This window comes from Enhygromyxa salina (assembly GCF_002994615.1).
GTDB lineage: Bacteria > Myxococcota_A > Polyangia > Nannocystales > Nannocystaceae > Plesiocystis > Plesiocystis salina_A.
This window is the reverse complement of sequence record NZ_PVNK01000281.1, coordinates 32,323-57,572: the sequence shown is the minus strand read 5'-3', so window position 1 is coordinate 57,572 and position 25,250 is coordinate 32,323. Positions and strand designations below refer to the sequence as shown.

20 protein-coding genes and 5 tRNA genes are annotated in these 25,250 nt (G+C 69.2%); 8 read left to right on the top strand and 17 right to left on the bottom strand.

The annotated features are described in order from the left end of the window. Positions 1 to 176: 176 nt before the first annotated feature. Together ENSA5_RS32790 and ENSA5_RS38675 are read left to right on the top strand one after the other, a co-directional pair. The gene (locus ENSA5_RS32790) at positions 177 to 1,040 is read left to right on the top strand and encodes an MBL fold metallo-hydrolase (RefSeq protein WP_258183096.1); all 864 of its coding nucleotides are present in this window, start codon (positions 177 to 179) and stop codon (positions 1,038 to 1,040) included. Between the two features lie 253 nt (positions 1,041 to 1,293). Next, complete coding sequence (locus ENSA5_RS38675; protein WP_181198397.1) at positions 1,294 to 2,799, top strand: lyase; 1,506 nt, start codon at positions 1,294 to 1,296, stop codon at positions 2,797 to 2,799. A 170-nt stretch (positions 2,800 to 2,969) separates the two neighbouring features. On the opposite strand, the gene ENSA5_RS32780 is transcribed toward ENSA5_RS38675, so the two are convergent. The 3 genes from ENSA5_RS32780 to ENSA5_RS32770 form a co-directional block, all read right to left on the bottom strand. Further along, positions 2,970 to 3,242 (bottom strand): hypothetical protein, encoded by a 273-nt coding sequence (locus ENSA5_RS32780; RefSeq protein ID WP_181198396.1) that lies wholly within the window; start codon positions 3,240 to 3,242, stop codon positions 2,970 to 2,972. A 295-nt stretch (positions 3,243 to 3,537) separates the two neighbouring features. Further along, positions 3,538 to 4,263: a metallophosphoesterase gene (locus tag ENSA5_RS32775; RefSeq protein ID WP_106395664.1), complete on the bottom strand. Its 726-nt coding sequence runs from the start codon at positions 4,261 to 4,263 to the stop codon at positions 3,538 to 3,540. A 51-nt stretch (positions 4,264 to 4,314) separates the two neighbouring features. Beyond that, positions 4,315 to 5,928 carry a DUF4215 domain-containing protein gene (locus tag ENSA5_RS32770; RefSeq protein ID WP_106395663.1) on the bottom strand — a complete coding sequence of 538 codons (1,614 nt, stop codon included), beginning with the start codon at positions 5,926 to 5,928 and terminating at the stop codon, positions 4,315 to 4,317. 77 nt (positions 5,929 to 6,005) lie between these two features. On the opposite strand from ENSA5_RS32770, the gene ENSA5_RS32765 reads away from it, so the two are divergent. Then, positions 6,006 to 6,818 (top strand): sulfite exporter TauE/SafE family protein, encoded by an 813-nt coding sequence (locus ENSA5_RS32765; RefSeq protein ID WP_106395662.1) that lies wholly within the window; start codon positions 6,006 to 6,008, stop codon positions 6,816 to 6,818. Positions 6,819 to 6,951: 133 nt separating this feature from the next. Here the strand turns inward: ENSA5_RS32765 and gap are convergent, their stop codons facing one another. Continuing rightward, a complete protein-coding gene (gap, locus tag ENSA5_RS32760; protein ID WP_106395661.1) occupies positions 6,952 to 7,959 on the bottom strand; it encodes a type I glyceraldehyde-3-phosphate dehydrogenase in 1,008 nt (335 codons plus the stop codon). A 127-nt stretch (positions 7,960 to 8,086) separates the two neighbouring features. Between gap and ENSA5_RS32755 the strand changes: the two genes are divergently transcribed. The 4 genes from ENSA5_RS32755 to ENSA5_RS32740 all read left to right on the top strand — a co-directional run bounded on the left by ENSA5_RS32755 (position 8,087) and on the right by ENSA5_RS32740 (position 12,952). Continuing rightward, complete coding sequence (locus tag ENSA5_RS32755) at positions 8,087 to 9,637, top strand: hypothetical protein (protein WP_106395660.1); 1,551 nt, start codon at positions 8,087 to 8,089, stop codon at positions 9,635 to 9,637. Between the two features lie 193 nt (positions 9,638 to 9,830). Next, positions 9,831 to 11,414 carry a sigma 54-interacting transcriptional regulator gene (locus tag ENSA5_RS32750; protein ID WP_106395659.1) on the top strand — a complete coding sequence of 528 codons (1,584 nt, stop codon included), beginning with the start codon at positions 9,831 to 9,833 and terminating at the stop codon, positions 11,412 to 11,414. A 148-nt stretch (positions 11,415 to 11,562) separates the two neighbouring features. After that, positions 11,563 to 11,832, top strand: coding sequence for a MoaD/ThiS family protein (locus ENSA5_RS32745; RefSeq protein WP_106395658.1), 270 nt, complete (start codon positions 11,563 to 11,565; stop codon positions 11,830 to 11,832). A 4-nt stretch (positions 11,833 to 11,836) separates the two neighbouring features. Continuing rightward, positions 11,837 to 12,952, top strand: coding sequence for a WD40/YVTN/BNR-like repeat-containing protein (locus ENSA5_RS32740; protein WP_106395657.1), 1,116 nt, complete (start codon positions 11,837 to 11,839; stop codon positions 12,950 to 12,952). Between the two features lie 77 nt (positions 12,953 to 13,029). Here ENSA5_RS32740 and ENSA5_RS32735 read toward each other — a convergent pair whose 3' ends face one another. The 13 genes from ENSA5_RS32735 to ENSA5_RS32675 form a co-directional block, all read right to left on the bottom strand. Further along, a complete protein-coding gene (locus ENSA5_RS32735) occupies positions 13,030 to 13,362 on the bottom strand; it encodes a hypothetical protein (protein WP_106395656.1) in 333 nt (110 codons plus the stop codon). A 456-nt stretch (positions 13,363 to 13,818) separates the two neighbouring features. Then, positions 13,819 to 13,892, bottom strand: a tRNA-Leu gene (locus ENSA5_RS32730). 4 nt (positions 13,893 to 13,896) lie between these two features. Next, positions 13,897 to 13,970, bottom strand: a tRNA-Leu gene (locus ENSA5_RS32725). A gap of 5 nt (positions 13,971 to 13,975) precedes the next feature. After that, positions 13,976 to 14,046 (bottom strand) — tRNA-Arg (locus ENSA5_RS32720). Positions 14,047 to 14,052: 6 nt separating this feature from the next. Beyond that, positions 14,053 to 14,124 (bottom strand) — tRNA-Arg (locus ENSA5_RS32715). A 20-nt stretch (positions 14,125 to 14,144) separates the two neighbouring features. After that, positions 14,145 to 14,216, bottom strand: a tRNA-Arg gene (locus ENSA5_RS32710). Positions 14,217 to 14,514: 298 nt separating this feature from the next. Then, positions 14,515 to 15,417 (bottom strand): hypothetical protein, encoded by a 903-nt coding sequence (locus tag ENSA5_RS32705; RefSeq protein ID WP_106395655.1) that lies wholly within the window; start codon positions 15,415 to 15,417, stop codon positions 14,515 to 14,517. A gap of 253 nt (positions 15,418 to 15,670) precedes the next feature. Further along, entirely contained in the window at positions 15,671 to 17,131 is a 1,461-nt protein-coding gene (locus ENSA5_RS32700; protein WP_106395654.1) for a hypothetical protein, read from the bottom strand. A gap of 273 nt (positions 17,132 to 17,404) precedes the next feature. Beyond that, positions 17,405 to 20,092 (bottom strand): DNA polymerase I, encoded by a 2,688-nt coding sequence (polA, locus tag ENSA5_RS32695; protein ID WP_181198395.1) that lies wholly within the window; start codon positions 20,090 to 20,092, stop codon positions 17,405 to 17,407. Positions 20,093 to 20,109: 17 nt separating this feature from the next. Beyond that, on the bottom strand, positions 20,110 to 20,691 hold the full coding sequence (locus ENSA5_RS32690; protein WP_106395652.1) for a histidine phosphatase family protein: 582 nt from the start codon (positions 20,689 to 20,691) through the stop codon (positions 20,110 to 20,112). A gap of 49 nt (positions 20,692 to 20,740) precedes the next feature. Then, complete coding sequence (moeB, locus tag ENSA5_RS32685; protein ID WP_106395651.1) at positions 20,741 to 21,922, bottom strand: molybdopterin-synthase adenylyltransferase MoeB; 1,182 nt, start codon at positions 21,920 to 21,922, stop codon at positions 20,741 to 20,743. A 222-nt stretch (positions 21,923 to 22,144) separates the two neighbouring features. Beyond that, positions 22,145 to 22,564 carry a hypothetical protein gene (locus ENSA5_RS32680; RefSeq protein ID WP_146156361.1) on the bottom strand — a complete coding sequence of 140 codons (420 nt, stop codon included), beginning with the start codon at positions 22,562 to 22,564 and terminating at the stop codon, positions 22,145 to 22,147. Positions 22,565 to 22,629: 65 nt separating this feature from the next. After that, entirely contained in the window at positions 22,630 to 23,553 is a 924-nt protein-coding gene (locus tag ENSA5_RS32675) for a hypothetical protein (RefSeq protein WP_106395649.1), read from the bottom strand. A 260-nt stretch (positions 23,554 to 23,813) separates the two neighbouring features. Here ENSA5_RS32675 and pcnB point away from each other — a divergent pair, with 260 nt between their 5' ends. Continuing rightward, positions 23,814 to 25,250, top strand: a complete 1,437-nt coding sequence (gene pcnB, locus ENSA5_RS32670; RefSeq protein WP_181198394.1) for a polynucleotide adenylyltransferase PcnB — start codon at positions 23,814 to 23,816, stop codon at positions 25,248 to 25,250.

The following is a 25,250-nucleotide window of genomic DNA, read 5'->3' as shown; positions in this document are numbered from 1 at the left end:
GGTCACGCCGCCGCTATCGCCGCTATCGCCGCTATCGCCGTTGATCGGGGCCCCACAGCCGAGCAACAAGGGGACGCGTCGGCATGGATGATCGAGGGGTGAGCGCCAGGCCACGACGCAGCCTATCGCATTCGTGGTCGCCCGTGTGCGCCCGCGTAACCGGTTACCCTTGCGGCGTGCAGTCCCCCCGCGAGCAGGCGCAGATCGCAGCGGGCGCGTGGGTCCTGGCCCTCGACACGCCCACGCTGCCGCCGGCCACGGCGACCAACACCCTGGTCATTGGTGGGGATCGCCTGCTGATTGTCGAGCCGGCCACGCCGCACGCCCGTGAGCAGGCCCGGCTCGACGCCCTCGTCGGTGAGCTGCTGGCCGAGGGCCGGACGCTCGCGGGCGTCGTGATCACCCATCACCACGTCGACCACGTCGGCTACGCGACGGCCCTGCGAGACGCCCACGACATCCCGATCTTCGCCCACGCCGAGACGGCCAGCCGCGTGCCCTTTGAAGTCGACACACAGATCGCTGAGGGCTGGTCGATCGACCTCGGCGACGGGCACGAGCTCGAGGCCCTGCACACCCCCGGTCACGCCCCGGGTCACCTCGTGCTTTGGGATCGCAAGACCGAGGTCGCCCACGCGGGTGACCTGGTCGCGGGCGAGGGCACGATCCTGGTCGACGTGAGCGACGGCGGCGACATGTCGACCTACCTCGACTCGCTCCGGCGCATGGCCGCTCGGGTGCGAGCGCGGCGGGAGCTCGGGCGCGCGCCGAGCTTTGTGCCCGCCCACGGTCCGGTCCTCGACGATCCCGCCGCGGTGCTCGACCATTACGTCGCCCATCGGCTCGCGCGTGAAGACAAGGTCCGGCGCGCGGTCGTCGAGGGCGGCCGCCGGGCCTTCTTGGGTATCCTGGCGAGCGCCTACGCCGACACGCCCAAGCGCCTGTGGCCGATCGCGGCGCTCTCGGTCGAGGCCCACCTGCGCAAGCTCGTCGACGACGGCGAGCTGGTCCGCGAGGGCAGGGGCGCGCGTCCGCGCTGACGACTCGCAGGCGCCGCTGACCGTGGTCGCCGAGCCGCGGAGGTCGAGATCGCGGGGCGTCCAGTCGTCGGTGCCGAGGCAGCGCAGCGCGAGCTCGACGTCGAGCCCGAGCGAGAGGTTGGGGTCGGTGCAAGCTTGGCCGATCACGAGCTCGGGGGTCTGCGCGGATCTGCGCGCGGAGGTGTGACCGAGCCGTCTCTTGGCCGCGACAGATTGTTCCCCGGCCGCGCCCGTTCGGGGTACAGTCCGCGCCATGTTGCTACGACGCCGAACCCGCACTCTCCTTCTTGGCCTCCCTTGCCTGCTGCTGTTCCCCGCCTGCGGGGACGACTCGGCGACTGACGATGACGGGAGCGGCACCGCTGGCACGGCCGAGACCGGGACCGCCGACGGGTCCGAGGAGGAGAGCAGCGACACCAACATGAGCGGCGACGGTGACGGTGATCCCGGCGACGGTGACGGTGATCCTGGCGACGGCGACGGAGACACGGGCGACGGCGACGGCGACACGGGCGACGGCGACGGCGACACGGGCGACGGCGACGGCGACACCGGAGACGGCGACGGCGACACCGGCGACGGCGACGGCGACGGAGACGGAGACGGCGACGGCGACGGAGACGGCGACGGCGACCTCTGCAACATGGGCAACCAGGGCTTCGACTTCAGCTACCTGTGGGTCGCCAACACCAACGAGGGCAGCGTCTCGAAGGTCAACACCGAGACTCTCGCCGAGGAGGGCCGCTACCGCACGGGGACCAACAACGGTAGCCACAGCCCCTCGCGCACGACCGTGAGCTTCGACGGCCGCTTCGCGCTGGTCGGCAACCGCAACTCCGGCAGCGTGACCCTGGTCGCCGCCAACGAGATGGACTGCGTCGACAGCAACAACGACAACATGATCACGACCTCGCTCGGGCCCAACGATCTGCTCGACTGGGGCGCCGACGAGTGCGTGCTGTGGTCGGTCGACCTGCCCGACGTCGGCGCGGGCATCCAGTCCGGCCCGCGCGGCATGACCTTCGATCCGGGCGACTTCAACGAGAACACTTGCAAGTACGAGAACCCGAAGATCTGGGTCGGGTGGCACGGCCAGGCGGCCAACGAGGTCCACATGGCGCGCCTCAATCCGGCCGACGGCACCATCGAAGAGGTCGTCGACATCGGTGACTGGAACATGGGCTGGTCCAACTACCCGCCCTACGGCGCCGCCTACGACGGCCTCGGCAACGTGTGGTTCACGGCCCTGCGCGGCGAGGTCTTCCGGCTCAACACCGACGACCTCACGGTCGACCGCTGGGCGATGCCCGCCAACGCCCAGGCCTACGGCATGACCGTCGACGCCGAGGGCAACGCCTGGTTCGGCGGCTGCAGCGGCCCGGTGACCAAGTTCGACGCCCAGGACGAGAGCTTCACCGCGATCCCCGGGACCCAGGCCTGTCACCGCGGCGTCGCGGCCGACGGCCTCGGCAACGTCTGGGTCGCAATGAACTCGCCCTGCGGCCTCGCCCAGATCGACCGCGAGACCGAGGAGGTCATCAAGATCCACACCGCGGCCGACTTCAACAACCAGTGCTCGACCCCGGTCGGCGTCAGCATCGACGTCGAGGGCTTCGTGTGGATGGTCGACCAGCAGGGCTGGGCGTGGAAGATGGACCCGGAGACCTACGACAAGGAGATCGTGATGATCGCCGGGAACCACTACACCTACTCCGACATGACCGGCGGTGGCCTCAACGCCGTCGTCAACCCGCAGTAGTCGCGTCCACGCTCGAGCCGGTCGCAGCCTCGCTGCGGCCGGCTCTTGCTTTGGTTGCCAGGCCCCGGACCCGGCCAGGCGACCAAAATTGAAACCCGCCGCTCACGGGACGCTGGGTCGCAGCGGCCGAGAGCGGCGGGGTCGAGATCGGTGGTTTGGATAGTCCGGGCTCAGACGGGAGCGTCTTGGTGCTCGGTCTCGCACGGGCGCTCACGGTCGGGGTCCGGCTCGGGCTCGGGCTCGGGCTCCGGGTCGGGCTCGACGCACTCCTCGTAGAACACCCACTGGCACACGTCGTCGACGTTCTCGCACTCCATCCAGTTGTCGCACTCACCCTCGAGGAGCGGCGCGATCGGGGGGCAGTCGTCCTCCACGCACGGGGTGTCCTCCTCCCCGCCCTCATCGGCCGGGACGCCTCGGAGCTGCTCGTCCGGCGAGGTCACCCCTTCTGCGCAACCGGTCGCAAAGATCATGGGAAGCGCCAACAGGAACAGAACTCGTGTGTACTTCTTCATCGCTCGGCTCGCTTTCAGGAGGTCTTCATCCGCCGCAGAAAAAGTATCTCCAATCACGGGTAGAAGGCAACCTAAAATGTGGCCAGTTGGACAGAAAGTAGCATCATTAGGATCTGGGCCAGCGCTGAGAGCGATCTGGCTCGAAAACGCGCCGATCCTGCGCGGAGTCGCGCACTCTCTAGTTTTGTTAGGTTCCCGAATCCTTGCTGCGTTCGGGCCAAGGTCACGATTTGCGGCTCGGGACCTGCACGACGCGGTCCTCCTCGACGCACCAGGCCGTCAGGGGTCCGCCGTACACACAGCCCGAGTCGAGCCCGATCGTCTTGGCTCCGCGGTAGTGCCCCCGCCGCGCCCAGTGGCCGTGCACGATGATCGCGTCGCCGTCATAGAAGGCGTCCCACGCCTGAAAGGGCGGCGGGCAATCTTCGGGCAAGCGGTCGAAGCGGTTGCGCTCGCCGGTCGCCGTACAGCAGCGCACGCGCGTGACGAAGGAGAGCTCGTCGGAGGTGAGCCAGTCGTCGTCGTGCTCGCGAGCGTCGAGCCGCGCCGCGGCTTCGCCGAGGTCGCGCCACTGCGGGTGGACGCCCGCGTGGACCAGCCACACGTCGCGCGCGCCGTCGGCCGCGGGGAGCAGGGCCATCGCGGGCAGCGCCCGGAGCGAGGCGAGGAGCTCCTCGGCGTCGGGCGCCGCGTAGAGCTCGTCGAGGGTGTCGTGCTTGCGAGGCCAGCGGCCGCTGCGGGCGCACAGCGTGTAGACCTCGTGGTTGCCGATCACCCCGAGGCCGCCGAGCTCGCGCCACAGCCGAAGGGTGGCCAGCGAGTCGGGCCCGCGGTTGACGAGGTCGCCGGCCGCCCACAGCTGGTCGCGCCCGGCGTCAAAGTGGATCGCGCGGAGCAGATCTTCGAGCTCGCGCGCGCAGCCTTGGAGGTCGCCGACGATCCAGCGCACTCGCTCAAGCTAGCACGGCCGCCTGGCAGCGCGGGCCTTGAGCCCCAGCCCTCACAGCAAGTCGACGAGCCCGGCGACCTCGGGCAGCTCGTCGTCGCCGATCGTGTGGGTGAAGCCGTAGCCGAGCTGGCCGTACTCGTTGTTGCCCCAGCAGATCACGCCCTCGCCCTCGAGCACCGCGCAGCTGTGAAGGCCGCCCGCGGCGATGTACCTGGCGGTGCCGCCGAGCTCGAGGGGGTCGCGGTCGGCGGGCAGGTCGGTCAGGCCGACGGGCTCCTCGTCTCCGTAGCCGAGCTGGCCGGCCTCGGCGTTGCCCCAGCAGCGCACGTCGCCGCCGTCGAGCAGGGCGCAGCTGTGTTGATAGCCGGCGGCGATCGCCAGCGCGGGGCCGCCGAGCTCGATCGGGGTCAGCGCCGAGGGCGTCTCGCCCGCCTGGTTGCCCCACGCCTGATGGGTGCCCTGGCCGATCTGGCCCGAGAGGCTGGCGCCCCAGCACAGCACGTCGCCGGTCGAGAGCAGCGCGCAGCTGTGGACGAGGCCGACGGCGAGGTCGACGACGGTGGTGTCGCGGGGCAGCGAGGGCGGGATCAGCTCGAGCTCGGCGACCGTGTCGGGGTGTTCGTTGTCGCCGATGTGGGCGGTGCTGCCGAGGCCGAGCTGGCCGCTGTCGCCGCGGCCCCAGCAGCGGACGCCGCCTCCGGCCATGATCGCGCAGCCGTGGGCGCCGTCGACCGCGAGCTTGACCGGCTCGCTGCCGATCATGACCGCGGGCACGTCGAGGGGCAGCTCGTCGTCGCCGACGTTCGCGGTCGAGGCCAGCCCGAGCTGCCCGTAGTTCCCGCCGCCCCAGCAGCGCAGCTGGCCGGCCACGCGCGCGCAGGTCTGGAGCACGCCGACGTCGATCTCGTTGGCGGGCGCGACCAGGTCGATCTTCGCGAGGCCCTCGAGGGTCTCGTTGTCGCCGATCGCCAGGACCTCGGCGGTGTTGCCGTAGCCGAGCTGGCCCGCGCTGTTGAAGCCCCAGCAGCGCACGTCGCCGTTCTCGAACAGCGCGCAGGTGTGGGCCCCGCCGGCCTCGACGTCGACGGCCGCGGGCAGGGGCAGATCCGGAGCCAGCGACGGGGTCTCGTTGTCGCCGATGTCCTCGGTCGCGCCGAGCCCGATCTGGCCGGCGCCGTTGTGGCCCCAACAGCGAATGCGACCGCCCTCGATCAGCGCGCAGGTGTGGACGCCGCCGAGCGAGAGCTCGAGGATCTCGGTCGGGGTGCAGTCGTTGTCGCAGCCGTCGCCGTCGATGTTGTTGGCGTCGTCGCAGGCCTCGCCGGGGTCGACGATGCCGTCGCCGCAGGTGTCGATCCCGCAGACCCCGTCGATGCACGACAACCCCTCGTCGCACGCCTCCTCGCCCTCGCCCTCGCAGGCGCAGCCGAGCTCGGTGCAGGCGCCCGACTCCTCGTCGCTGGCTGGCTCGGCGCACACGCCAGCCACGCACTCGAGGCCCGGCTCGCAGCTGCCGCTCGAGGTGCACTCGCAGTCGAGTGAGGCGATGACGCAGCTCGGACCCGTGTCGGTGTCGGTCGCGCTCTCGCCGGTGTCGGCGGCCTCGGTGACCTGGCCACCGCACCCGACCGCGAGGATCGCGGCGCTCAGCAGATGGCGACGCATCGCCAGACGCTATCACCTCGGGCGTTCCCGCGGGCGCCCAGGTGTTGCTCGCTGGCCATTTGGGCTAGCGTCCGCCCGTGCTCGCCGCGCTCGACGCGATCCCGATCCCGAACCTCGGCGGTTTGAGCCTGCTCGGCAACCCGTGGCTCGATCTCGCGCTGCTGCTCGGAGCCGGCGTCATGGCCGGCATCGTCAACGCGATGGCCGGCGGCGGGTCGTTCTTGGCCATCCCGATCTTGATCGGACTCGGCGTCCCGCCCAGCACCGCCAACGGCACGATCCGCGTCGCCATCCTCCTGCAAAACGCCACCCTCGTCGGCGCCTTCCACAAAAACGGGGTCCACGCGCATAAGCTGAGCTTGCGCCTGGCTCCGCCGATCATGGCGGGCGCGTTGCTCGGCTCGTGGCTGGCGACGCGCCTCGACGACGAGCTGTTTCGTCCCTTGCTCGGGATCATCTTGCTGCTGTGGGCTGTGATCTTGGTCATCAAGCCCGACCGCTTCTTGCATCCACCCGACCAGGAGCGCTCGCCGAAGCCGATGACCTACGCGCTGGCGCTGGCGGTCGGCCTCTACGGCGGCTTCCTTCAGTCCGGCGTCGGCTTCCCCTTGCTCGCGCTGCTCAGCGGACACCTCGGCTACGACCTCGTCCGCGCCAACTCCGTCAAGGCCAGCCTGATCTTCGCCTACACCTGCCTCGCGCTGCCGGTGTTTGCGTTCGCCGGGCAGGTCGCGTGGACGCCCGCCTTCGTGCTCGCCGCCGGGACGATGGGCGGCGCGTGGCTCGGGGTGCGCTGGCAGCTCGAGAAGGGCGCCTCGCTCGTGCGCTGGTTCGTGCTGGTCATGGTCACCGTCGCGGGCGTCTTGATGCTCTACTCGGCCTTCGCCTGAGCGCGCCACGCCACGCCCTCGAGCTCGATCGGTTCGCCGGTCGGGTCGAGTTGAACGACCCGACCGGCGAGCCGATCGAGTCGTCCACTGAAAGCAGATCGAGCCGGGCTTCGGCGCCGGACTCGGCCGAGCCTCAGCTGTTGGCGGCCATGTACGCGGCCATGTCGACGCAGCGGTTGGCGTAGCCCCACTCGTTGTCGTACCAGCTGAGGAGCTTCACCGTCCGGCTCCCGATCGCCATGGTGCTGAGGCTGTCGATGATCGACGAGTTCGGGTTGCCGACGATGTCGGTCGAGACCAGCTGCTGATCGCTGACTTCCAAGAAGCCCGCCATCGGCCCGGCCTCGGCCGCGCGCAGGGCCTCGTGGATCCCGTCGATGGTGACGTCGCGGCTCAAGGTAGCGACGATGTCGGTGATCGAGCCATCGGGGACCGGCACGCGCAGGGCCATGCCGTCGATCTTGCCCGCGAGGCTGGGGATGACCTCGGCCGTGGCCCGGGCCGCGCCGGTGGAGGTTGGGATGATCGAGACCGCGGCCGCGCGACCGCGACGAAAGTCCTTGGGGCTGGGCCCGTCGAGGATCGACTGGCTGATCGTGTAGGCGTGGACCGTGGTGATCAGGAGCGACTCGACCCCGAAGCTGTCCTCGAGGACCTTGGCGACGGGCGCGAGGCAGTTGGTCGTGCACGAGGCGTTCGACACGACCGTGTGCTTGGCCGGATCGTAGCTGGTGTGGTTCACGCCCATCACGAAGGTCGCGTCGCTGCCCTTGCCGGGCGCCGAGATGAGCACCCGCTTGGCCCCGCCCGCGAGGTGGCCCGCCGCCGCCTCGCGCTTGGTCAGGGCGCCGGTCGCCTCGATCACGATGTCGGCGCCGTACTTGCCCCACGGCACCTCCGCGGGGTCGCGCGTCTGCGTGAAGGGCACGCGTCGGTCGCCGATCAGCAGGGCCCCGTCCTCAGCCTCGACGCGCTCGCTGAAGCGGCCGTGGACCGAGTCGTAGGCGAGCAGGTAGCCGAGGTTCTGGGGATCGGCGAGATCGTTGATGCCCACGACCTCGATGTCCGCGCGGGTGGAGGCGATGCGGAGGATCGAACGACCGATGCGCCCGAAGCCGTTGATGCCGATGCGAGTCGTCATTGGTCGGAGTGTACAGCTCGCACGATCCTGGCAACTCGCGCGGAATACCGTTTTGTGTGTTTGCGCAGCCCGCGACCGCAATTGGCGCGGGTCGACCTTCTTTGTCGGCGCGGGTACCGTCGGCGGGATGGGCCTGCGCGCCGCGTTTCGCCTCCCCGAGCCCGACGAGAAGGTCGTGGGCTGGCATGTGTCGCCGCTCGTCGATCTGGCGGCGTACTCGCTGAGTTGGATCTGGGTGCTCGGGCCGCTGCTCCTGCTCGGACCCGCGCGCGAGGACTACCTGTTCTTGTACTTGCTGACGATCGCGATCACGGATCTGCATCGTCACTTCGGCCTGCCCTACGTGTACCTGGACAAGCAGGTCCGGCGCCGCTACCCGGCTCGCTTTTGGCTGTTCCCGGCCGTGTTGTTGTTGGCCTGGGCCGCCAGCCCCTTCCTCGCCGACAGCGAGCTCGTGCTGAGCCCGGTCGCCGTGTGTGCGCTGGCCGGGCTCTTGGTCTTGCTGCTGCAGATCCTCCGACGCGACGGCGGGGAGGCGGCCGCGCCCGTCGGCGAGCTGGCCAGGGTTTTGGTCGGCACGATGAGCGTCGCGCTGATCCTCGACATCTGGACCCGCAGCCTCGCGCTGAGCTTCGACCCGGCGTGGTGGTGGTTTGGGGCCGCGCTGTTCGCCTCGACCTGGCTCGACTGGCAGCGGATCCGACGGGCGACGCTGCCCGCGAGCGACACCTCCGCCCGCGCGACCGGGGCGTCGGAGCAAGCGATCGCCAGCTCCGGCGGTCCACGCTTCGCGGCCTCGATGATCATCCTCGCGCTGATCGGCGTCGCGCTGCTGCTGCGTTCCTGGCTCGCGCGACACCAGGTGACGTCGGGTGTCCCGGTCGAGCAGGTGATGGCCGTCGTCGCCGTGATCGCTGCGCTGTGGAACTTCTGGCACGTCTACATGCAGAAGTACGGGATCATGCGCATGTACAACGCCAAGGCCCGGGGCCGCTTCGAGGGCGAGGCGGCCGAGGTCCCGGGCTGGGCCGATCGCGCGCTGGTCCTGTGCTGGCTGCCGCTCTACTTCGCGTACCTCGGCCCGCTGTACCGCGAGATCGCGGTCGACTACTTCGACGACGCCGCGGCGGTGCTCCCCGGCTTCTTGTCGCTCCTCGACCAGATCAGCTCGGTGACCCTGCCGCTGACCATCGCGATCGTGATCGTCGTTCACGGGCTGTGGCTGCGGGCCGAGTGGCGGGCGAGCAGGCTTCGCAGCGTCCCGCGCCTGCTGATGGCGGGGGGGACCACAGGCCTGGCGCTGTGCTTCTTCGTCTTCGACCCGATCAAGGTCTACCTGGCCTTCGCCTTTTCACACGCGGTCGAGTACTGCGTGTTCGTGTGGGCGTACCAGCGCAAGCGCTACCAGGGCCCGCTCGCGCACGATCCGACGCTCGGGCGCGCCTTGCGACGCCCGCTGCTCTTCTATCTGGGCATGATCTTGCTGTTCGGTGTCGCGATCATGCTGCTCAAGTACTGGGGCCGCTGGATCGTGCCCGAGGCCGATCGTCCCGAGCTGTTTGGCTATCGGACCGCCTACTGGTTGGGGTTTTGGGGCGTGTACCAGTCGATGGCTCACTTTTACTTCGACGGATTTCTGTGGAAGATGCGTTTGCCCAGCGTTCGCGCGAACATCTGACCGACGGTCTGCCAACCGTCGGTCAGTCCGGCCGACAGTGGTCCGATGCTCGCCCGGCCTGGCCCAACAGCTCGAGCCGCGCTCCACGCGGCTCAGAGCCGGTCCTGACCCCCCGTGCCGACCTGGCACCGCCCTTGCTCTGCACCACGGCGATGGACTTCAAGACCCCGCCGCTAACCTGACTGAGAAACCCATGAGCGACGAGGCAACAGTCCCGCGACCAACGACGACCCGGCGGCAAGCCGACGTCATCCCCACGCTCACGATCATCGCGCACCCCAACCCCGAGCGCGTCCCCAGTCAGCTCAAGATCAACGGCACGCTGCAGGTCTCGCGGACCTCTCCGACCTTCACGCAGCTGTCTGACGGCCGCCCGCACCCGCTCGGCGATCGCTACATCAGCCGCAGCCCGGTCACGATCAAGCCCGAAGACGACGCGATCTGGGTGCTGCCGGGCGAGGGCCGGATCGAGGTCCTCGCCGACGGCAAGCTCGTGTCCGAGCCGACGCGCCTCGACGCCGCCGACATCGAGCGCGGGGTCGTGCTGACGCTCCACGGACGCGTGGCCCTGCTGCTCCACCTCGGCCCGAGCAAGGCGGCGCCGGGCGCCGAGACCCTCGGGCTCGAGGGCTGCAGCGCCGAGATCGAGCGGGTCCGCAAGGACATCCGCACCGTCGGCGAGCTCAACGTGCCCGTGCTCATCCGCGGCGGGTCCGGCACGGGCAAGGAGCTGATCGCTCGGGCGATCCACCGCGAGAGCGCGCGCGCCGATCGCCACTACGAGGCCCTCAACATGGCCACGCTCTCGGCCTCGCTCGCGGCCTCGGAGCTCTTCGGTCACGTGCGCGGGGCGTTCACGGGCGCCGATCGCCACCACACGGGCTGCTTCGTCCGCTGTGACGCGGGCACGCTGTTCCTCGACGAGATCGGCGAGACCCCGGTCGACACCCAGGCGCAGCTGCTGCGGGTGCTCGAGACCCGCGACGTGCGTCCGGTCGGCGGGTCCGCGACCAAGACCGTCGACGTCCGCGTGATCGCGGCGACCGACGCCGACCTCGAGGGCGCCGTGCGCCAGGGCAGCTTCCGCGAGGCGCTGCTCCAGCGCCTCGCCGGGTTCCGCATCAACGTCCCCGCGCTCCGGGATCGCCGGGTCGACATCGGTCCGCTGATCTACCACTTCGCGCGGACCGAGCTCGAGAACGTCGGCATGACCAAGCTGCTCGCGCCCGCCGACACCGAGCAGCCCTGGATCTCCGCCGCGACCATCGCTCGGCTGACCGCCTACCACTGGCCGGGCAACGTCCGCGAGCTTCGCAACGTCGTCCGACAGCTGGTCATCGCCGGTCGCCACCAGCAAGAGATGAGCCTCGGCAGCGATCTCGACGCCCTCCTCCGGCCGCTCGCCCAGCGCCTGTCGAATGACCCCGCCCCGAGCTACGACCCCGACAACTTCGACACCCTCGAGTCGCCGCGCGCTCCGGCCCGCAGCAGCTACCGCGCCCCGGGCGACGTCAGCGAAGAGGAGCTGATCGAGGTCCTGCGCGGCAACAGCTACCGGCTCGCGCCCACGGCCAAGGCCCTCAACCTGTCGCGGACCTCGCTCTACGCCCTCGTCGAGCAGTCCTCACGGGTCCGCAAGGCCGCCGACATCGGCCGCGAGGAGATCTTGGCGGCGGTCGCGAGCGCCTCGGGCAAGCTGACCGTCGCCTCCGCCGCCCTCGAGGTCTCGACCCACGCGCTCAAGCTGCGCATGCGAGCCCTCGGGATCGCGGATTAGTTCGACCCCCGCAGCCGACGTGCGCGGGGCCTCGCAGACGACTGCGTGGCCACCCCTGAGGGGGGCTCGTGCTCCGGTGAAGCCGAGCTTGCTTGCTCAAAGGTCGCCCGCGCACGCATCATGGGGGGCAAGCCGCCGGATCGCTGCGATGCCCACCGTCCACTTCACGGCCAACCTTCAGCGACACGTCGCGTGTCCGACGACGACCGTCGAGGGCGCGACCGTCGGCGAGGTCCTGGCCGCGGTGTTTGACCAAAACCCTCGCTTGCGGGGCTACGTCCTCGACGAGCAGGGCGCGGTCCGCAAGCACATGAACGTGTTCGTCGACGGCCAGCAGATCCGCGATCGCGTCGGGCTCGGCGACGCGGTCACCCCCGCGTCCGAGATCTACGTCATCCAGGCCCTCTCGGGAGGCTGAGTTCGTGAACGACACGCTGCTGGTATCCACACGCAAGGGCCTGTTCGAGGTGCGTCATCACGCGTCGGGCTGGTCCGTCGACCGCGCCTCGTTCATCGGCGACAACGTGACCCTGGCCCTGACCGACGTCCGCGACGGCAGCTGGTACGCCGCGATCGATCACGGTCACTTCGGCGCCAAGCTCCACCGGTCCGAGGACGACGGCGCCAGCTGGGTCGAGGTCGGCGTGCCCGAGTACCCGCCCAAGCCCAAAGACGAGGACCTCCAGGCCGACGGCCGCAGCATCCCGTGGGCTCTCCAGGTCATCTGGGCGCTCGAGCCGGGCGGCGCCGACCGCCCGGGCGAGCTGTGGGCCGGGACGATCCCCGGCGGCCTGTTTCGCTCGCGCGACCGCGGCGAGACCTGGGAGCTCGTCGAGTCGCTCTGGCGTCACCCCGAGCGCCGGCGGTGGTTCGGCGGCGGGGCCGACTACCCGGGCATCCACTCGGTGCTCGTCGACCCCCGCGACAGCGCGCGCGTGCTCGTTGGCGTCAGCTGCGGCGGCGTGTGGGAGACGACCGACGACGGCGAGACCTGGACGGTCCGGGCCGAGGGCATGCGGGCCAACTTCATGCCGCCCGATCAGGCCGGCGACCCCGTGATCCAAGACCCGCACCGCGTGGTCGCGTGCCCCGTCGACTTCGATCGTCTGTGGGCCCAGCACCACTGCGGGATCTGGCGCAGCGAAGACGGCGCGCGGACCTGGGTCGAGGTCGAGGAGGCCGGGCCGTCGACCTTCGGCTTCGCCGTCGCCGTCCACCCCCGCGATCCCGACACCGCCTACTTCGTGCCCGGGATCAGCGACCAACGCCGCGTCCCCGTCGACGGTCGGATGGTCGTCACCCGCACGCGCGACGGCGGCCGGAGCTTCGACGTGCTGCGCAAGGGCCTGCCGCAGGACCACGCCTACGACATCGTCTACCGCCACGCGCTCGACATCGATCAGAGCGGGCAGCGGCTCGCGCTCGGGTCGACGACCGGCAACCTCTGGATCACCGAGGACGCGGGCGACAGCTTCGTCAACATCAGCGCCCACCTCCCGCCGATCTACGCCGTCCACTTCGTGCCCACGCGCTGCTAGCTTTAAATGACAACGGGATCCGTCGCCGTGTTGGCGAGCGGACCCCGTGGCCGTTGGGAGTCTTCAGACGAAGAGGATTACTCCTCTTTCTTGTCGGCGTCCTCGGCGTCCTTGTCGCCCTCGTCGCACTTCATCAGGTCGTCCATCTTGGTCGCGTCCATGACGCACTTGACCTGCTTCTTGTACGCGTCGGCCCCGATCTTCTCTTTCTCTTTCTCGAGGTCCTTGACGCACTTCTCGGTGTACTTCTTGATGTCTTCCTCGGAGGGCTCCTTGGCCCCCTCGGCGTCGCCCATCTCTTTTTTCATGATGTCCATGACGTGGTTGCACACGTCCTCGTTGGACGGGGTGCAGGCGGCGAGGAAGGGAGTGAGGGCGGCGAGCGCCAGGAGCTTTTGGAACTTCTTCATGGGGTGTGAACCTGTCGGGTTGGATCGGGTTGGAGTTCACGTTCCGGGATCAAGGATCCGCCGAGCCCGTGCACTCTGCTTGGGGTGCAGAGGGTCCCCAGCAAACGCGGTTGTTGCAAGAGAATTCTTCTGAGGAACATCACTCGGCCCCGAGCGGCGCCTGGCCGGGCCCGCCCGGAGAGCTCCAAACAGCCATAGGAGACAGCCTACGTGGTTCTGGGCGGAATTGGCCTCGTCTCGTGGCCAGACCGTCGGCGGCCCCCTGGAACCCGAACGTTCCGGGGCCTTCCAGGCCTTCGCAAGTCTGGGCGGAAGGAGCGCCCACAAAAAAGGGGGCTCGGAGGCGGGGAAGACCCCGAGATGGCGGTCCGGGAAGCCGGGGGGGCCACGACGCCCGGCTGGGGCTCGGCGGGACCGCTGGCGGTCCGGCGACCGGGCGCCCGTCATCGAGCGAGATGCCGAAGGCGGGACTCGAACCCGCACACACCTGGGTCTGAGCCAGGCCGCCGTTCCGATTGGCGTACTTCGGCGAGATACCGGGGACGGGAGTCGAACCCGCAGACACCGGCCTCTCATGCCGGCAGCTTTGCCAGTTTGCTTACCCCGGTGGGAGTAGGGCATGGAGGACTCGAACCTCCACCTCTCGGTTCGGAACCGAAGGCTCTTCCTTTGAGCTAATGCCCCGCGAGGCAGGGTGTGGAGGATTCGAACCCCCGTGGTGTCGGTTAGAAGCCGACTGCTCTTCCTCTGAGCGAACACCCCAAGGATAAAGTGGGCAGGGATGGGGCATGGAGGACTCGAACCTCCGACCTCTCGGTTCGCAACCAAGCGCTCTTCCTCTGAGCTAAGGCCCCAGGTGGTGATGATCGATAGGTCGAACGAGCCGAGGCAGGTCTGCCTCCTGGCTTCTTTGCCTATCGGTCTCTTTGCCTATCGGTCTCTTTGCCGCCGAATGTGGCGGTTAGGAGCGTCCCACACGCTGGCGTGCAAGGAGGCCGAGCGAGCGCGGACGCAAGCGCGAGCCTCGTAGCGCACCCTGCCGCTGGCGGCGGGACCTACATAGCTTCGCGTTTTGCATCGACGCGTTCATCGCTCGAACTCCATGCGGCCCACATCGCCGCAAAGAATGATTAGTGCACCAATGTGGTGATGTCAATGAAGGCGGTCGAGGTTTTTTGCGACCCCAAACAAATCGGCCCAGGCGTCGCGGATCCACGCGCCCTCGTCACGCCAGCTGCGGGCGCCGAGCGGGGGCCCGATCCGCATCCGCTCGGGCCAGCCGCGGCTGGCGTCGAGCTCGACGGCTGCGCGCGTCCACCCGCGACCGGTCGTGATCGGCACCGAGCCTGGCTCGCCGCCGAGCGCCCAGTGGAGCTCGCCGACCGTCAGCAGGACCTCGCGCGGGTGCTCGTTCGCCCGCGGCGGTGACCACGACGCGTCGATGACGTGCTGGGCGACGCCGAGCAGCAGCCGCGCGCCGAGCTCGGCGAGGGAGTCGGGCACCGCGAGCAGCTCGAGGTCCGGGAGGCCGAAGTGGGCCATCCCGACGCTGCTCAGCCAGCGCCGGGCATCGGGCCCGCGCGAGCTCGGGACGCACAGGTGGTTGGCCACGTGGACGCGCCCGTCGGCGGGCGCCCGGCTCCACGCGCAGCGACCGAACGCGCTCGCGCTGCGCCGCGGATCGACGACGACCCCGTCGCTTAGCTGGGCGAGGGCGTGCGCGACCGCGAGCGCGGCCCACAAGCCCGGCCGCCGCGGACCTCGGCGATCGAGGCAGCGGACCGCGAGCACTCGATCGCTGCCCTGGCCGTCGAGCGCGGCGTCGAGGGTCCACTCGACGCTGCCCTCGGCGAGGAGCTCGACCACGGCGATCTGCAGCCAGCCGCCGAGCTCCTTCATGATCCAGCGGCGGAGGTAGAGCTCGAGCTCGGCGCCCGCGGGCAGCTCGCGCCCGGCCGGGACGCGGACGAAGAAGGTCGGCAGCGGCCGGACGACGAGGCGCGGGCGCGCGGGCGAGTGAGGTGTGCGGGAGCTCGGGTGCGCGAGTGTGTCCATGGCCTCCACGGGTGCATGGACGGCTCCAGGCGCGAAGTCCCACGATTTCAGGTAGTTGAGGCCGGTCGAGCGGTGGGGGCTGGCCCGCTGGCGGGCCGCTGGCCCGGTCGCGGGCCGGCCGACCGCCGGGCCGCCCCTTCTCCTCGAAGTCACGTTGGTCCCGTGATCGGTGAAGGGCTGCTTGCACCCCGGGCTGCTAGCAGCTCCGCCCCGAGCTCGGCTTTGGGTCAGCGCTTCGAGCGTTTGGTTGGCGTCAGTCGCCGGGCTTGGCCAGCCATATGCCGTGACGCTCGGGATCGGAGCTGATGACCGCATAGCTGACCAACAGGCCGTCGTCGGTCTCGTAGATCATGGACGACTTGGACAGCACGTCGTCGTCGATGTAGCGCTCGTCGAGAGTCTCGGGCTCGACGATCACGAGCGAGCCGATGCCGTCGGCCCCGACGGCGAAGGGCGTGATCACGTGCTCGTCCTCGCTGATCTGATACAGCTCGTGAACACCCTTGGCGAGGGTCCGCGTGTTGCCCTCGAAGTCGATCTTGACCAGCTCGCCGCCAGACTCGCGCAGGATGATCAGGCTGTCGGTCGTGGCGCGCAGGCGGACCATCTGGTCCGAGAAGATCGTGTTGTGCTCGCCGGTCGAGACGTCGACCACGGTGAAGGGCGGGCGGAAGAACACGGAGCTCAGCAGCAGCCGCGACTCGTCGATGACGAGATAGGGGGAGGCGGTTGTTGACGGGCTGGCGTATTGCTCGAGGGTGTCGAGTCGAACCCAGCGCCCAGCGGACTCGTCGTTGATCGCGCCGACCCGGTAGTACAGCAGCCCGGCCTCAACCGCCCCCATATAGGATGTGAGGGTGTAGGCCATGGCCGTGTCGTCGAGCTGCGAGATTTCACCGGACATGCGATCGAGCAGGTAGACCGGACCCTCGGGCCACTGGCTGTCCCCGCTGTACATCCCGACCTTGGTGACCTCGATGTCCTGCCAGACGAGCCAGCGGCCCCCCTCACTTTGGCTCACATCGAACTCACGCACGTCCTGGGCGAGCACGGTGGGCACGAGATCGTCGAGGTTCAGGACCACGAGTTCGTCGGCGGCTGTGACCGCGAAGACCTCGTTGTCGACCGTGTCGAGGACCTCGTGAGCGTCGGGCTGGGTGTGTGGAAAGGGCAGCGCTGCGGCCTTGACCTCGTCGAGCAGCACGACCTGCTCGGCCGCCTGGGTGAAGGGGTCCTCGGGCCAAGGTTGCAGCACGAGGGGGCCCGTGTCGCCGTCACCGAGGATCGTCACCAGCCCCGCGGGCGTGACCTTAGCGAAGCACGCGCGGGTCTCGAACACCGGGCTCGGCGGGTGGACACCGGTCGGATCCAGCGTCCAGAGGAGGTCGTCCGCTTCGTCGCAGTAAAACAGGATCTCGGGCCAGGGCTCGTAGCTCCTTGGCCACCCGTGGAGGCTGTCGCTGACCAGCACGGGGTCCTCTCCGCAGCGCCCTACCGACCACAGCTCGCGACTCTCGGCGTCTTCGTAGCCCAGCATCAGCAACAGCCGCTCGCCGAGCTCACGGCTGGTCACGTGGTCGAGCGTGCGGTCGGGGTCGAGGTTGAGCAGCTTGACGGGTTCGTTCTGGCCGCACAGCTCGTCGAACTCCGCAGCTGCGGGCCCCGTCACGTCGTACCCGCAGCCGCCGAGCCCGAGCAGCAGGACAAGAGGCACAGGACTTCGTTTGGTCAGCTTTCTCATCCCGATACGTTACCCCAATCGGGGGTCCCGCATTGCGCGCTGTGCGCGCCGTCTCCCATGCAGTTGCCCACGCGCGAGCGTGGCCGACTCGAGGCCGCCGCTCACAGCAAACCAAGCGCGCTCTGGGGGGCCACGCATTCCTTGGCGAAGCTCCTGCCAGCCCACCGAGTGAAGGAGCGAAGCGAGTGAGCGACCGGCCGCTCGCGGCCGTGCGTGGCGCCGTCGCTGATGGTTGGGAGGAATGGACTAATGCGCCTCGGCCCAGCTCGTGCCAACCCCGACATCCACCACCAGCGGCACCTTCAGCGGGTAGACCTGCTCCATCTGCGCCCGGGCGATCGCCATGACCTGCTCGAGCTCGGCGACCGGCGCCTCGAACACCAGCTCGTCGTGGATCTGCAGCAGCATCCTGGCCTCGAGCTTCGCGGCCTTCAGCTCGCGGTCGATGCCCAGCATCGCGAGCTTGCAGATGTCGGCGGCCGAGCCCTGGATCGGCGTGTTGGCCGAGATCCGCTCGCCGTACTGGCGGTCCTGCCAATTGTTGCTCGACAGCTCTGGAATGTAGCGGCGGCGCCCGAGCACGGTCTCGACGTAGCCGTCGATGTGGGCCTGGGCGATCGTCGCGTCGAGCCACGCGCGGACGCCCGCGTAGTACTCGAAGTAGCCGTCGATGTAGGCCTGGGCCTGCTTGCGCGGGACCTTGAGGATCTGGCTGAGCGCGGTCGCGCCCTGGCCGTAGATCGTGGCGAAGTTGACGAGCTTGCCGACCCCGCGCTGTTTGGGCGTGACCTCGTCGGGCGCGACCTCGAACAGCTGCCCGGCCGTGCGCGCGTGGACGTCGAGGCCGCGGGCGAAGGAATCGACGAGGTGCTCGTCGCCGGTGAAGTGGGCGAGGAGCCGGAGCTCGATCTGGCTCCAATCGGCCGAGATTAATTTGCAGCCCGCCCGCGCGACGAAGGTCTGGCGGATCCGCCGACCCTCGGGCGTCTTGACCGGCGTGCGCTGGAGGTCGGGCTCGGTCGTGATCAGCCGCCCGCTGACGCCGGTGGTCTGCTGAAAGGTCGTGTGGATCCGGCCGGTCTCGGGGTTGACCGCGTTTTGGAGGACCTCGGTGTAGGTGTTGATCAGCTTGGCGAGCTTGCGGTGCTCGAGCAGGTGCTCGGCGATCTCGTGGCCCTCGAGCTCGGTCTTGGCCGCGAGCCGCTCGAGGACCTCGGCGTTGGTCGAGTAGCCGGTCTTGGTCCGCTTGATGACCGGCAGCTTCAGCTCGTCGAACAAGACCTCGCCGAGCTGCTTGGGCGAGGCGATGTTGAACTCGCGCCCGGCGATCTCGAAGATCTTGGCCTCGAGGGTAGCGAGGCGCTCGCCGAATTCCTCGCCCATCTTGGCCAGGTCCTCGCTGTCGACGGCGACGCCATCGAGCTCCATCTGGCCGAGAACCCACGACAAAGGCAGCTCGACGGTCTCGAGGTAGTCGCGGTGGCCCTCGAGGTCGAGGCGCTCGCGGATCGCCGGGAACGCGGTGGCGATGGCCTCGACCTGCTGGCCGCTCCACTCGAACAGCTCCGCGGGCGTGAGCTCGGTGAATTGCTTGAGCTTCTTGCCCGAGCCGAGCACCCGCTTGGTCGGCGGGATCGTGCGCTGGAGGTACTCCTTGACGACCTGCCCGAGCGCGTGGGGGATCAGCTTGTTGGGGTCGATGAGGAAGGACTCGAGCATCGTGTCGCCGACGACCCCGCGCAGGGTCACGCCGACCCGGCGCAGCGCGACCCACAGCGCCTTGCAGTCGTGGCCGAGCTTGTAGCGCTTGGGATCCTCGAGCCACGGCGCGAGCTTGGCGATCGCCGCGTCGCCGAGCCCGCCAGCGCAGGCGGTCGGCACGAAGCGGGCGTGGTTGGCCGCGAACGAGAACGCGAGCCCGGCCAGGGCCCCGCGCACGGGCGAGGGCGCGTCGTAGACCGGGTAGACCGCGACCGCGCCCGAGTCCGCGGCCGGGAAGCTCGCTATCAGGGCGTCGAGCTCGGCGAGGGTCGCGACGGCCGCGAAGTCGGCGTCGGCGTCGGCGCCCTGCTCCTTGGCGGCCTCGGTCTCGGACAGCAGCGAGTAGAACTCGAGCTTCTTGTAGAGCTCGTTGAGCGCGCCAGCCTCGACGGGCACGAGCTTCAGATCGTCGAGCCCGAGCTCGAGCGGGACCTTGGTGTCGATCGTGGCCAGCTCGCGCGAGAGCGCGGCCTGCTCGCGGTGGTCCTCGATGCGCTCCTTTTGCTTGCCCTTGAGCTCGTCGACGTGGGCGAAGATCCCGTCGAAGTCGCCGTACTTGTCGAGCAGCTTGGTCGCGGTCTTCTGGCCGATGCCGGGGATCCCCGGGATGTTGTCGACCTTGTCGCCCATCAGCGCGAGCAGATCGACGAAGCGCTCGGGGGCGACGCCCCACTTCTTGCGCACGAGCTCCGGGTCAAAGGTGATGTCGCGGAGGGTGTCGACCATGCGCACGCGATCGGAGATCAGCTGGGCGAAGTCCTTGTCGCCCGAGATGATGTAGACCTCCATGCCGGCCTCGACCGCGAGCCGCGTGAGCGTGCCGATCACGTCGTCGGCCTCGTAGCCGGGCATGCGCAGGTGCGGGAAGTGGTGGGCCTCGACGAGCTTGTCGACCCAGGCGAGCTGCTCGCGCAGCTCCGGATCCATGCGCGGGCGCTGGGCCTTGTACTCGGGGTATTTCTTCTCGCGGAAGGTCTGGCCCGGGGCGTCGAAGACCACGGCCCCGCGCTCGGGCTGGCGGCCCGAGAGGATCTTGCGGAACATCGTGGCGAAGCCGTAGATCGCGTTGGTGTGGAGGCCGTCGGCGGTCGTGAAGTTCGACGGGATCGCGTAGTAGGCCCGGTAGATCAGGGCGCTGGCGTCGATGAGGATCAGGCGCTCGGGCGTGGCCACGGCGCGAGGGTATCGCCTCAGAGCTTGCGACCCAACAACGACCAGCGCGCGCCGTCGAAGGCCAACAAGTTGGCGCTCGCGTTGCGCAGCTCGAACTGCGGCCAGTCGCGCAGCGGCCTGCCAAGGGCTCGGCACACGAACGCAGCCCAGGCCAGCTGGTGGCCGACGACCGCGATCACCTGCCCGCGCGAACAAGGCCCAGGGAGCTGATCGAGGATGCTGCGGATGCCCGCGTCGACCCGCGTGGCCAGGGCGCCCATGCTCTCGCCGCCGCCGGGCACGGCGACCTTGGTCGGGTCTCGTTGCCAGGCCCGAAAGAAGTCCGCGTGCTCGGCCAGGGTCGGCTGGATCTCGCGGCCCTCGAGCGCGCCATGATCGAGCTCGCGCAGGGTCTCGACGACCGTCGCTGGGCCGAGCACCGCCGCGGTCTCGAGCGCGCGCCGCTGCGGCGAGCAAAACAGCCCGTCGAGCTCGCCGCCGAAGCGCTCGCGCAGGGCCGCGACCTGCTCGCGGCCGCGGGCGTCGAGGGGAGGATCCGAGCGGCCGCCACAAAAGCGGCGCTCGGCGTTGAGCGCGGTCCGACCGTGGCGGATCAACAAGACCGCGAGCTCGCCACGATCGGCGACCTCTCGCCACGGTCGCCCGGGCTCAGCGGACGTTGCAGAACTCCTCGTAGTCGATCAGCTCGATCTCGTCGGGATCCTTCGAGCACACCCGGCACTCGGGATCGCGGCGCAGCTTCATCGTCCGCCACTTGGTTCCGAGGGCGTCGAAGACCATCAGCCGACCCGAGAGGGTGGTGCCGAGCCCCAAGATGATCTTGAGCGCCTCGTTGGCCTGAAGGGTGCCGATCATGCCGCAGAGCACGCCGAGGACGCCGGCCTCCTGGCACGAGGGCGCCATCCCGGGCGGGGGCGGGTCGGGGTAGAGGCAGCGGTAGCAGGGGCCCTCGTCGTCGCCCGCGCGACCCATGAAGGTGGTGACCTGACCCTCGAAGCGGAAGATCGACGCGTGGACGACCGGCTTGCGCAGCTTGAGGCTGGCGTCGTTGAGCAGGTAGCGGGTCGGGAAGTTGTCGGCGCCGTCGACGATCAGGTCGTACTGCGAGATGATCTCGAGCACGTTGGAGCTGTCGAGGCGGTCCTCGATGGCGATCACGTTGACGTCGGGGTTGAGGGCCTTGAGGGTCTTGCGGGCGCTCTCGACCTTGGACATGCCGAGGCGCTCGACGTTGTGCAGGACCTGGCGCTGGAGGTTGGACTCGTCGACCACGTCGTCGTCGACGATGCCGATCGTGCCGACCCCGGCGGCCGCGAGGTACAGCGCGCTCGGCGAGCCGAGCCCGCCCGCGCCGAGGCACAAGACCTTGGCGTCGAGCAGCTTGCCCTGGCCGGCCTCACCGACCTCCGGGAGCATGATGTGCCGGCTGTAGCGCTTGATCTGGTCGGGGCTGAGGATCCGCGGACGCTCGAACTCGTAGCCGGCGTTCTTCCAGGCCCGAAAGCCGCCGGCCATCGACGAGACCTTGGAGTAGCCGAGCTCGGCGAGCGAGCGAGCCCCGAGGGCCGAGCGCACGCCGCCTGCGCAGTAGACGATCACCTCGCGGTCGCGGTCGGGGACGAGATCCTCGATCTTCATCTCGAGGAAGCCGCGGGGGATCCACTCGGACGCGGGGATGAAACCTTGCTCGTACTCGTCGCGCTCGCGGACGTCGACGAGCACGGGGCGCTCGTCGGCCGCGCTGTCGAGCACTCGCGCCTTGGTCTCTTCGACCGAGACTTCGCGGATGTCGCCCTTGACCTGCGACAGGACCTGGTTGAATGTCGTCATATTTACCGATGCTCAGCGTGGTTTTTGGGGCCGCTTCGATTTGGCCAGCAGCACCATACAAGATGGTGTTGCTGACTCTGACCGAGGAACGGGTGGCCGTCAACGCGAGCTGTTTTACTGTAATTTGAGAGGTAATGCTTCGGGCCCTCGAAGCGAAGATCGAGCGGCCGCAGCGCAGCGGCAGCGCGCGGCGGAGCGCAGGACGGCTGCGAGGGGAAGCAGCTACTTCCGGCCGTGCAGCAGCACCTTGGTCGCGTCGGCGAAGTTGACCCGGATCTTGTCGTCTTCGACGGCACAGACCACGCCCGGCCCGAACTTCTTGTGCTGGATCTGCTCGCCGAGGGCGAAGCGCTCGCTCAGGGCGTAGTTGCGGGTCGGCTTGTCGGGGTTGTGCGCGATGCCTGCGCTCGGGCTCGGTTGGGCGCGCGACCCGGACTTGCGGCCGCTGCCCGAGACCTTGCGCCGGGTGGGGTTGAGGTTGGCCTCGGGCGCGTCACCGGTCGGCTTGAAGCGGTGCTGCTTGCCGCACTGCTTGCACTCGACCTTGGTGATCTTCTCGCCGATCTTGGCCACGATGACGTGCCACACGTCGTCGCAGGTCCTGCACATCGCCTCCACATCCGAGCCCACTTCGTAAGCCATCGCCCGGGAGTGTAATCCCAAAACTGCCGGCGTCAGCCGCGTTGTTGTCACGAGCCCGACACGACTCAGCAGCCGGCCAGGCCGGCGAAGAGGTCGCGGCCCATGACCGACTCGTAGCCGGCCTCGTAGTCGTTGGCGGCGCGCTGCGGGGTGAGCTCGCAGTGGGACTGGCACCCGCAGCCGGGCAGCTCGAGCCCTGCGTCAGTCACGAGCCGCTCGAGCCCGTGGGTGAAGGCCTGCGCCCGGCGGCTCTTGAGCTTGTGTACGACCCCGTCTTCGTCGGCGGGGAGCTCGGTGCCCCCGAGCATCGTCATGGCGCTGACGCCGTAGGCGCGGGCCAGCTCGAGCACGCCCGCGGCGGTGAGCTCGCGCTGGCAGTCGACGAGAGCGCGGATCTGCTGGGGATGGAGCTGACCGATCTGGAGCACGATCCGGCTCACGTCGGCGGCCTCGACGTTGCGCAGCAGCGGGGTGAAGCCGTTGCCCTGGTCATGAATGCCGGGCATGAGCGGCCCGAGCCGCGCGACGACCGGGATCTCGAGGGTCTCGAGGTGCTGCGCTTGCAACAGCAAGGCCGCGGCGGGATCGGCTTGCTGACCCAGGAGCGCCCGCTGGATCGCCGGCTTGTGGTGCGCGAGCTCGAGCTCGACGACCGCTCCACCCCCGCGCCGACCCTCACACCCGTCTTCACATCCGTGAGCTTGATGGAGCGCGGTGACGACCGGCCGCGGCATCACGACCCGGGTTCGAACGATCACCCGGCGGCCGCGCAGGCTCAGCCAGCGGACCGCCCGCTCGATCCACTCGGCGTCCTCACGGCCGCGCATCAGCAAAGACACGACCGGCACCCGTGAGCCGCGTGACTCGCGCTCTGCCAGCAGCTCCGACAGCACGATTTCGAGCTGTTGCTGACCCGCGAGGCCCCAAATCGCCAGATGCTCGCCGTCGCAGGCGCGCTCGAGGGTCTTGGCGTGGCGTGAGGAACTCATGACCAGTCCTGTAAAACTGTATAGTACTCCCGCTGCGTGGGTGCCAGCTCGATCGCGTCACGTGATCTGTTCCAGACAAGGTAGTGTGGGGTCCTGAGTGTCGGTTTTGAGCGTATCTCTGCTCGGCTGATCAGTGGTGCGCGATCTTCTCTCCGAGGCGTCGAACAGCCCGGTCCCACCACCTGTTGCGTCAATCACGCCCGCCCGTTGATCATCCGGCCTAAAGATCTGTGCCCGGCTGTGCTAGACGACGGCCGAACGTGACCAGGGACAACCGAAGGTCGAAGGCCAAAGATCGCAAGGCCGTGCCCGCGGGCAAGGGCCACACGCTCTCGCTCCGAGACATCGACAACGAGGCGCTCAAGGTCGTCCGCAAGCTGCTCACGGCGGGCCACGAAGCCTACCTCGTCGGTGGCTGCGTTCGCGATCTCTACCTCAACCGCAAGCCCAAGGACTTCGACGTCGCGACCAGCGCCCGGCCGGAGCAGATCCGTCGGGTGTTTCGCAACAGCCGGATCATCGGGCGACGCTTCAAGCTCGCCCACGTGTTCTTCGGCTCGAAGATCATCGAGACCAGCACCTTTCGCACGAACCCGAGCGAGGACGGCGGCGCGGGCGACTCCAGCGGCGACGACCTGCTGATCACCCACGACAACGAGTGGGGTGACATCGAGGAGGACGCCCGGCGGCGCGACTTCACGATCAACGGGCTGTTCTACGACATCGAGCACGAGCAGATCATCGACTTCGTCGACGGCGTCGCGGATCTCGATCGCGGGGTCATCCGCACGATCGGCGAGCCCGAGGTCCGGTTCCGCGAAGATCCGGTCCGGATGATCCGGGCGATCAAGTTCGCCGCGCGACTCGACTTCACGATCGAGGCCGAGTCGTGGGAGGCGCTGCTCGAGTGCGCGCCCGACATCGCCCGCTGCAGCCGCGCGCGCCTCGTCGAGGAGCTCTACAAGCTGCTGCGCGGGGGCTCGGCCAAGCGGTCGTTCGAGCTGATGCTCGAGGCCGACCTGCTCCAGCACATCTGGCCGGCCTACGTGAACCTGTACAGCGACCCCGACAGCGGCGAGGTCGGCCTGCGTCGGCCGAGCCGGGCCCGGCCGCCCGGGCAGCCGATCGCGCTGTTTTGGCGCTACCTCGCCGCGCTCGACGACTACGTCAGCGAGACCGGGCAGACGCCCAGCAACGGCGTGATCCAGGCGATCCTGTTCGCGCCGCTGCTCGACGGGATGCTGCTCGAGGCCAAGCGCGCCGACCTCGACGTCCACGTCGACGATCTCATGACCCCGCCCTGCGCCGCGCTCGGGGTCGCCCGACGCGACCGCGAGCTCGCGCGGCAGATCTTCATGACCCATCGGCGGATGCTGCTGCCGAGCCGCAAGCGCGGGCGTCGGACCTCGCTGGTCCAGCGCCAGTACTTCCACGACGCGCTGCTCTTTCTCGGCTTCTCGGTCGAGGCCCGCGACCTCGACGGCAACGCGCTCGAGCACTGGCGTCAGCTCGCCGCGCTCCAGGCCCGCGAGCCCAGCGACGACGATCAAGGCGGCGGTGGCTCGGGCGGTGGCTCGGGCGGCGGCACCAAGCGCAAGCGCAAGCGCAGCCGCAGGGGTCGCGGTGGCAAGCGCAGGTCGCGGGGGCGCTCCGGTGGGAGCCAGTCGGGTGCTCAGGCTCCGGTGAGCGAGAGCTAG

Excerpts from the sequence above, each read along its gene's own strand:
- ENSA5_RS32735 (WP_106395656.1), bottom strand. The coding sequence starts at position 13,362 with ATGAAGAAGTTCCAAAAGCTCCTGGCGCTCGCCGCCCTCACTCCCTTC.
- ENSA5_RS32705 (WP_106395655.1), bottom strand. The coding sequence starts at position 15,417 with ATGGACACACTCGCGCACCCGAGCTCCCGCACACCTCACTCGCCCGCG.
- ENSA5_RS38675 (WP_181198397.1), top strand. The coding sequence starts at position 1,294 with ATGTTGCTACGACGCCGAACCCGCACTCTCCTTCTTGGCCTCCCTTGC.
- gap (WP_106395661.1), bottom strand. The coding sequence starts at position 7,959 with ATGACGACTCGCATCGGCATCAACGGCTTCGGGCGCATCGGTCGTTCG.
- ENSA5_RS32680 (WP_146156361.1), bottom strand. The coding sequence starts at position 22,564 with ATGGCTTACGAAGTGGGCTCGGATGTGGAGGCGATGTGCAGGACCTGC.
- ENSA5_RS32750 (WP_106395659.1), top strand. The coding sequence starts at position 9,831 with ATGAGCGACGAGGCAACAGTCCCGCGACCAACGACGACCCGGCGGCAA.
- ENSA5_RS32755 (WP_106395660.1), top strand. The coding sequence starts at position 8,087 with ATGGGCCTGCGCGCCGCGTTTCGCCTCCCCGAGCCCGACGAGAAGGTC.
- ENSA5_RS32675 (WP_106395649.1), bottom strand. The coding sequence starts at position 23,553 with ATGAGTTCCTCACGCCACGCCAAGACCCTCGAGCGCGCCTGCGACGGC.
- ENSA5_RS32770 (WP_106395663.1), bottom strand. The coding sequence starts at position 5,928 with ATGCGTCGCCATCTGCTGAGCGCCGCGATCCTCGCGGTCGGGTGCGGT.
- moeB (WP_106395651.1), bottom strand. The coding sequence starts at position 21,922 with ATGACGACATTCAACCAGGTCCTGTCGCAGGTCAAGGGCGACATCCGC.
- ENSA5_RS32745 (WP_106395658.1), top strand. The coding sequence starts at position 11,563 with ATGCCCACCGTCCACTTCACGGCCAACCTTCAGCGACACGTCGCGTGT.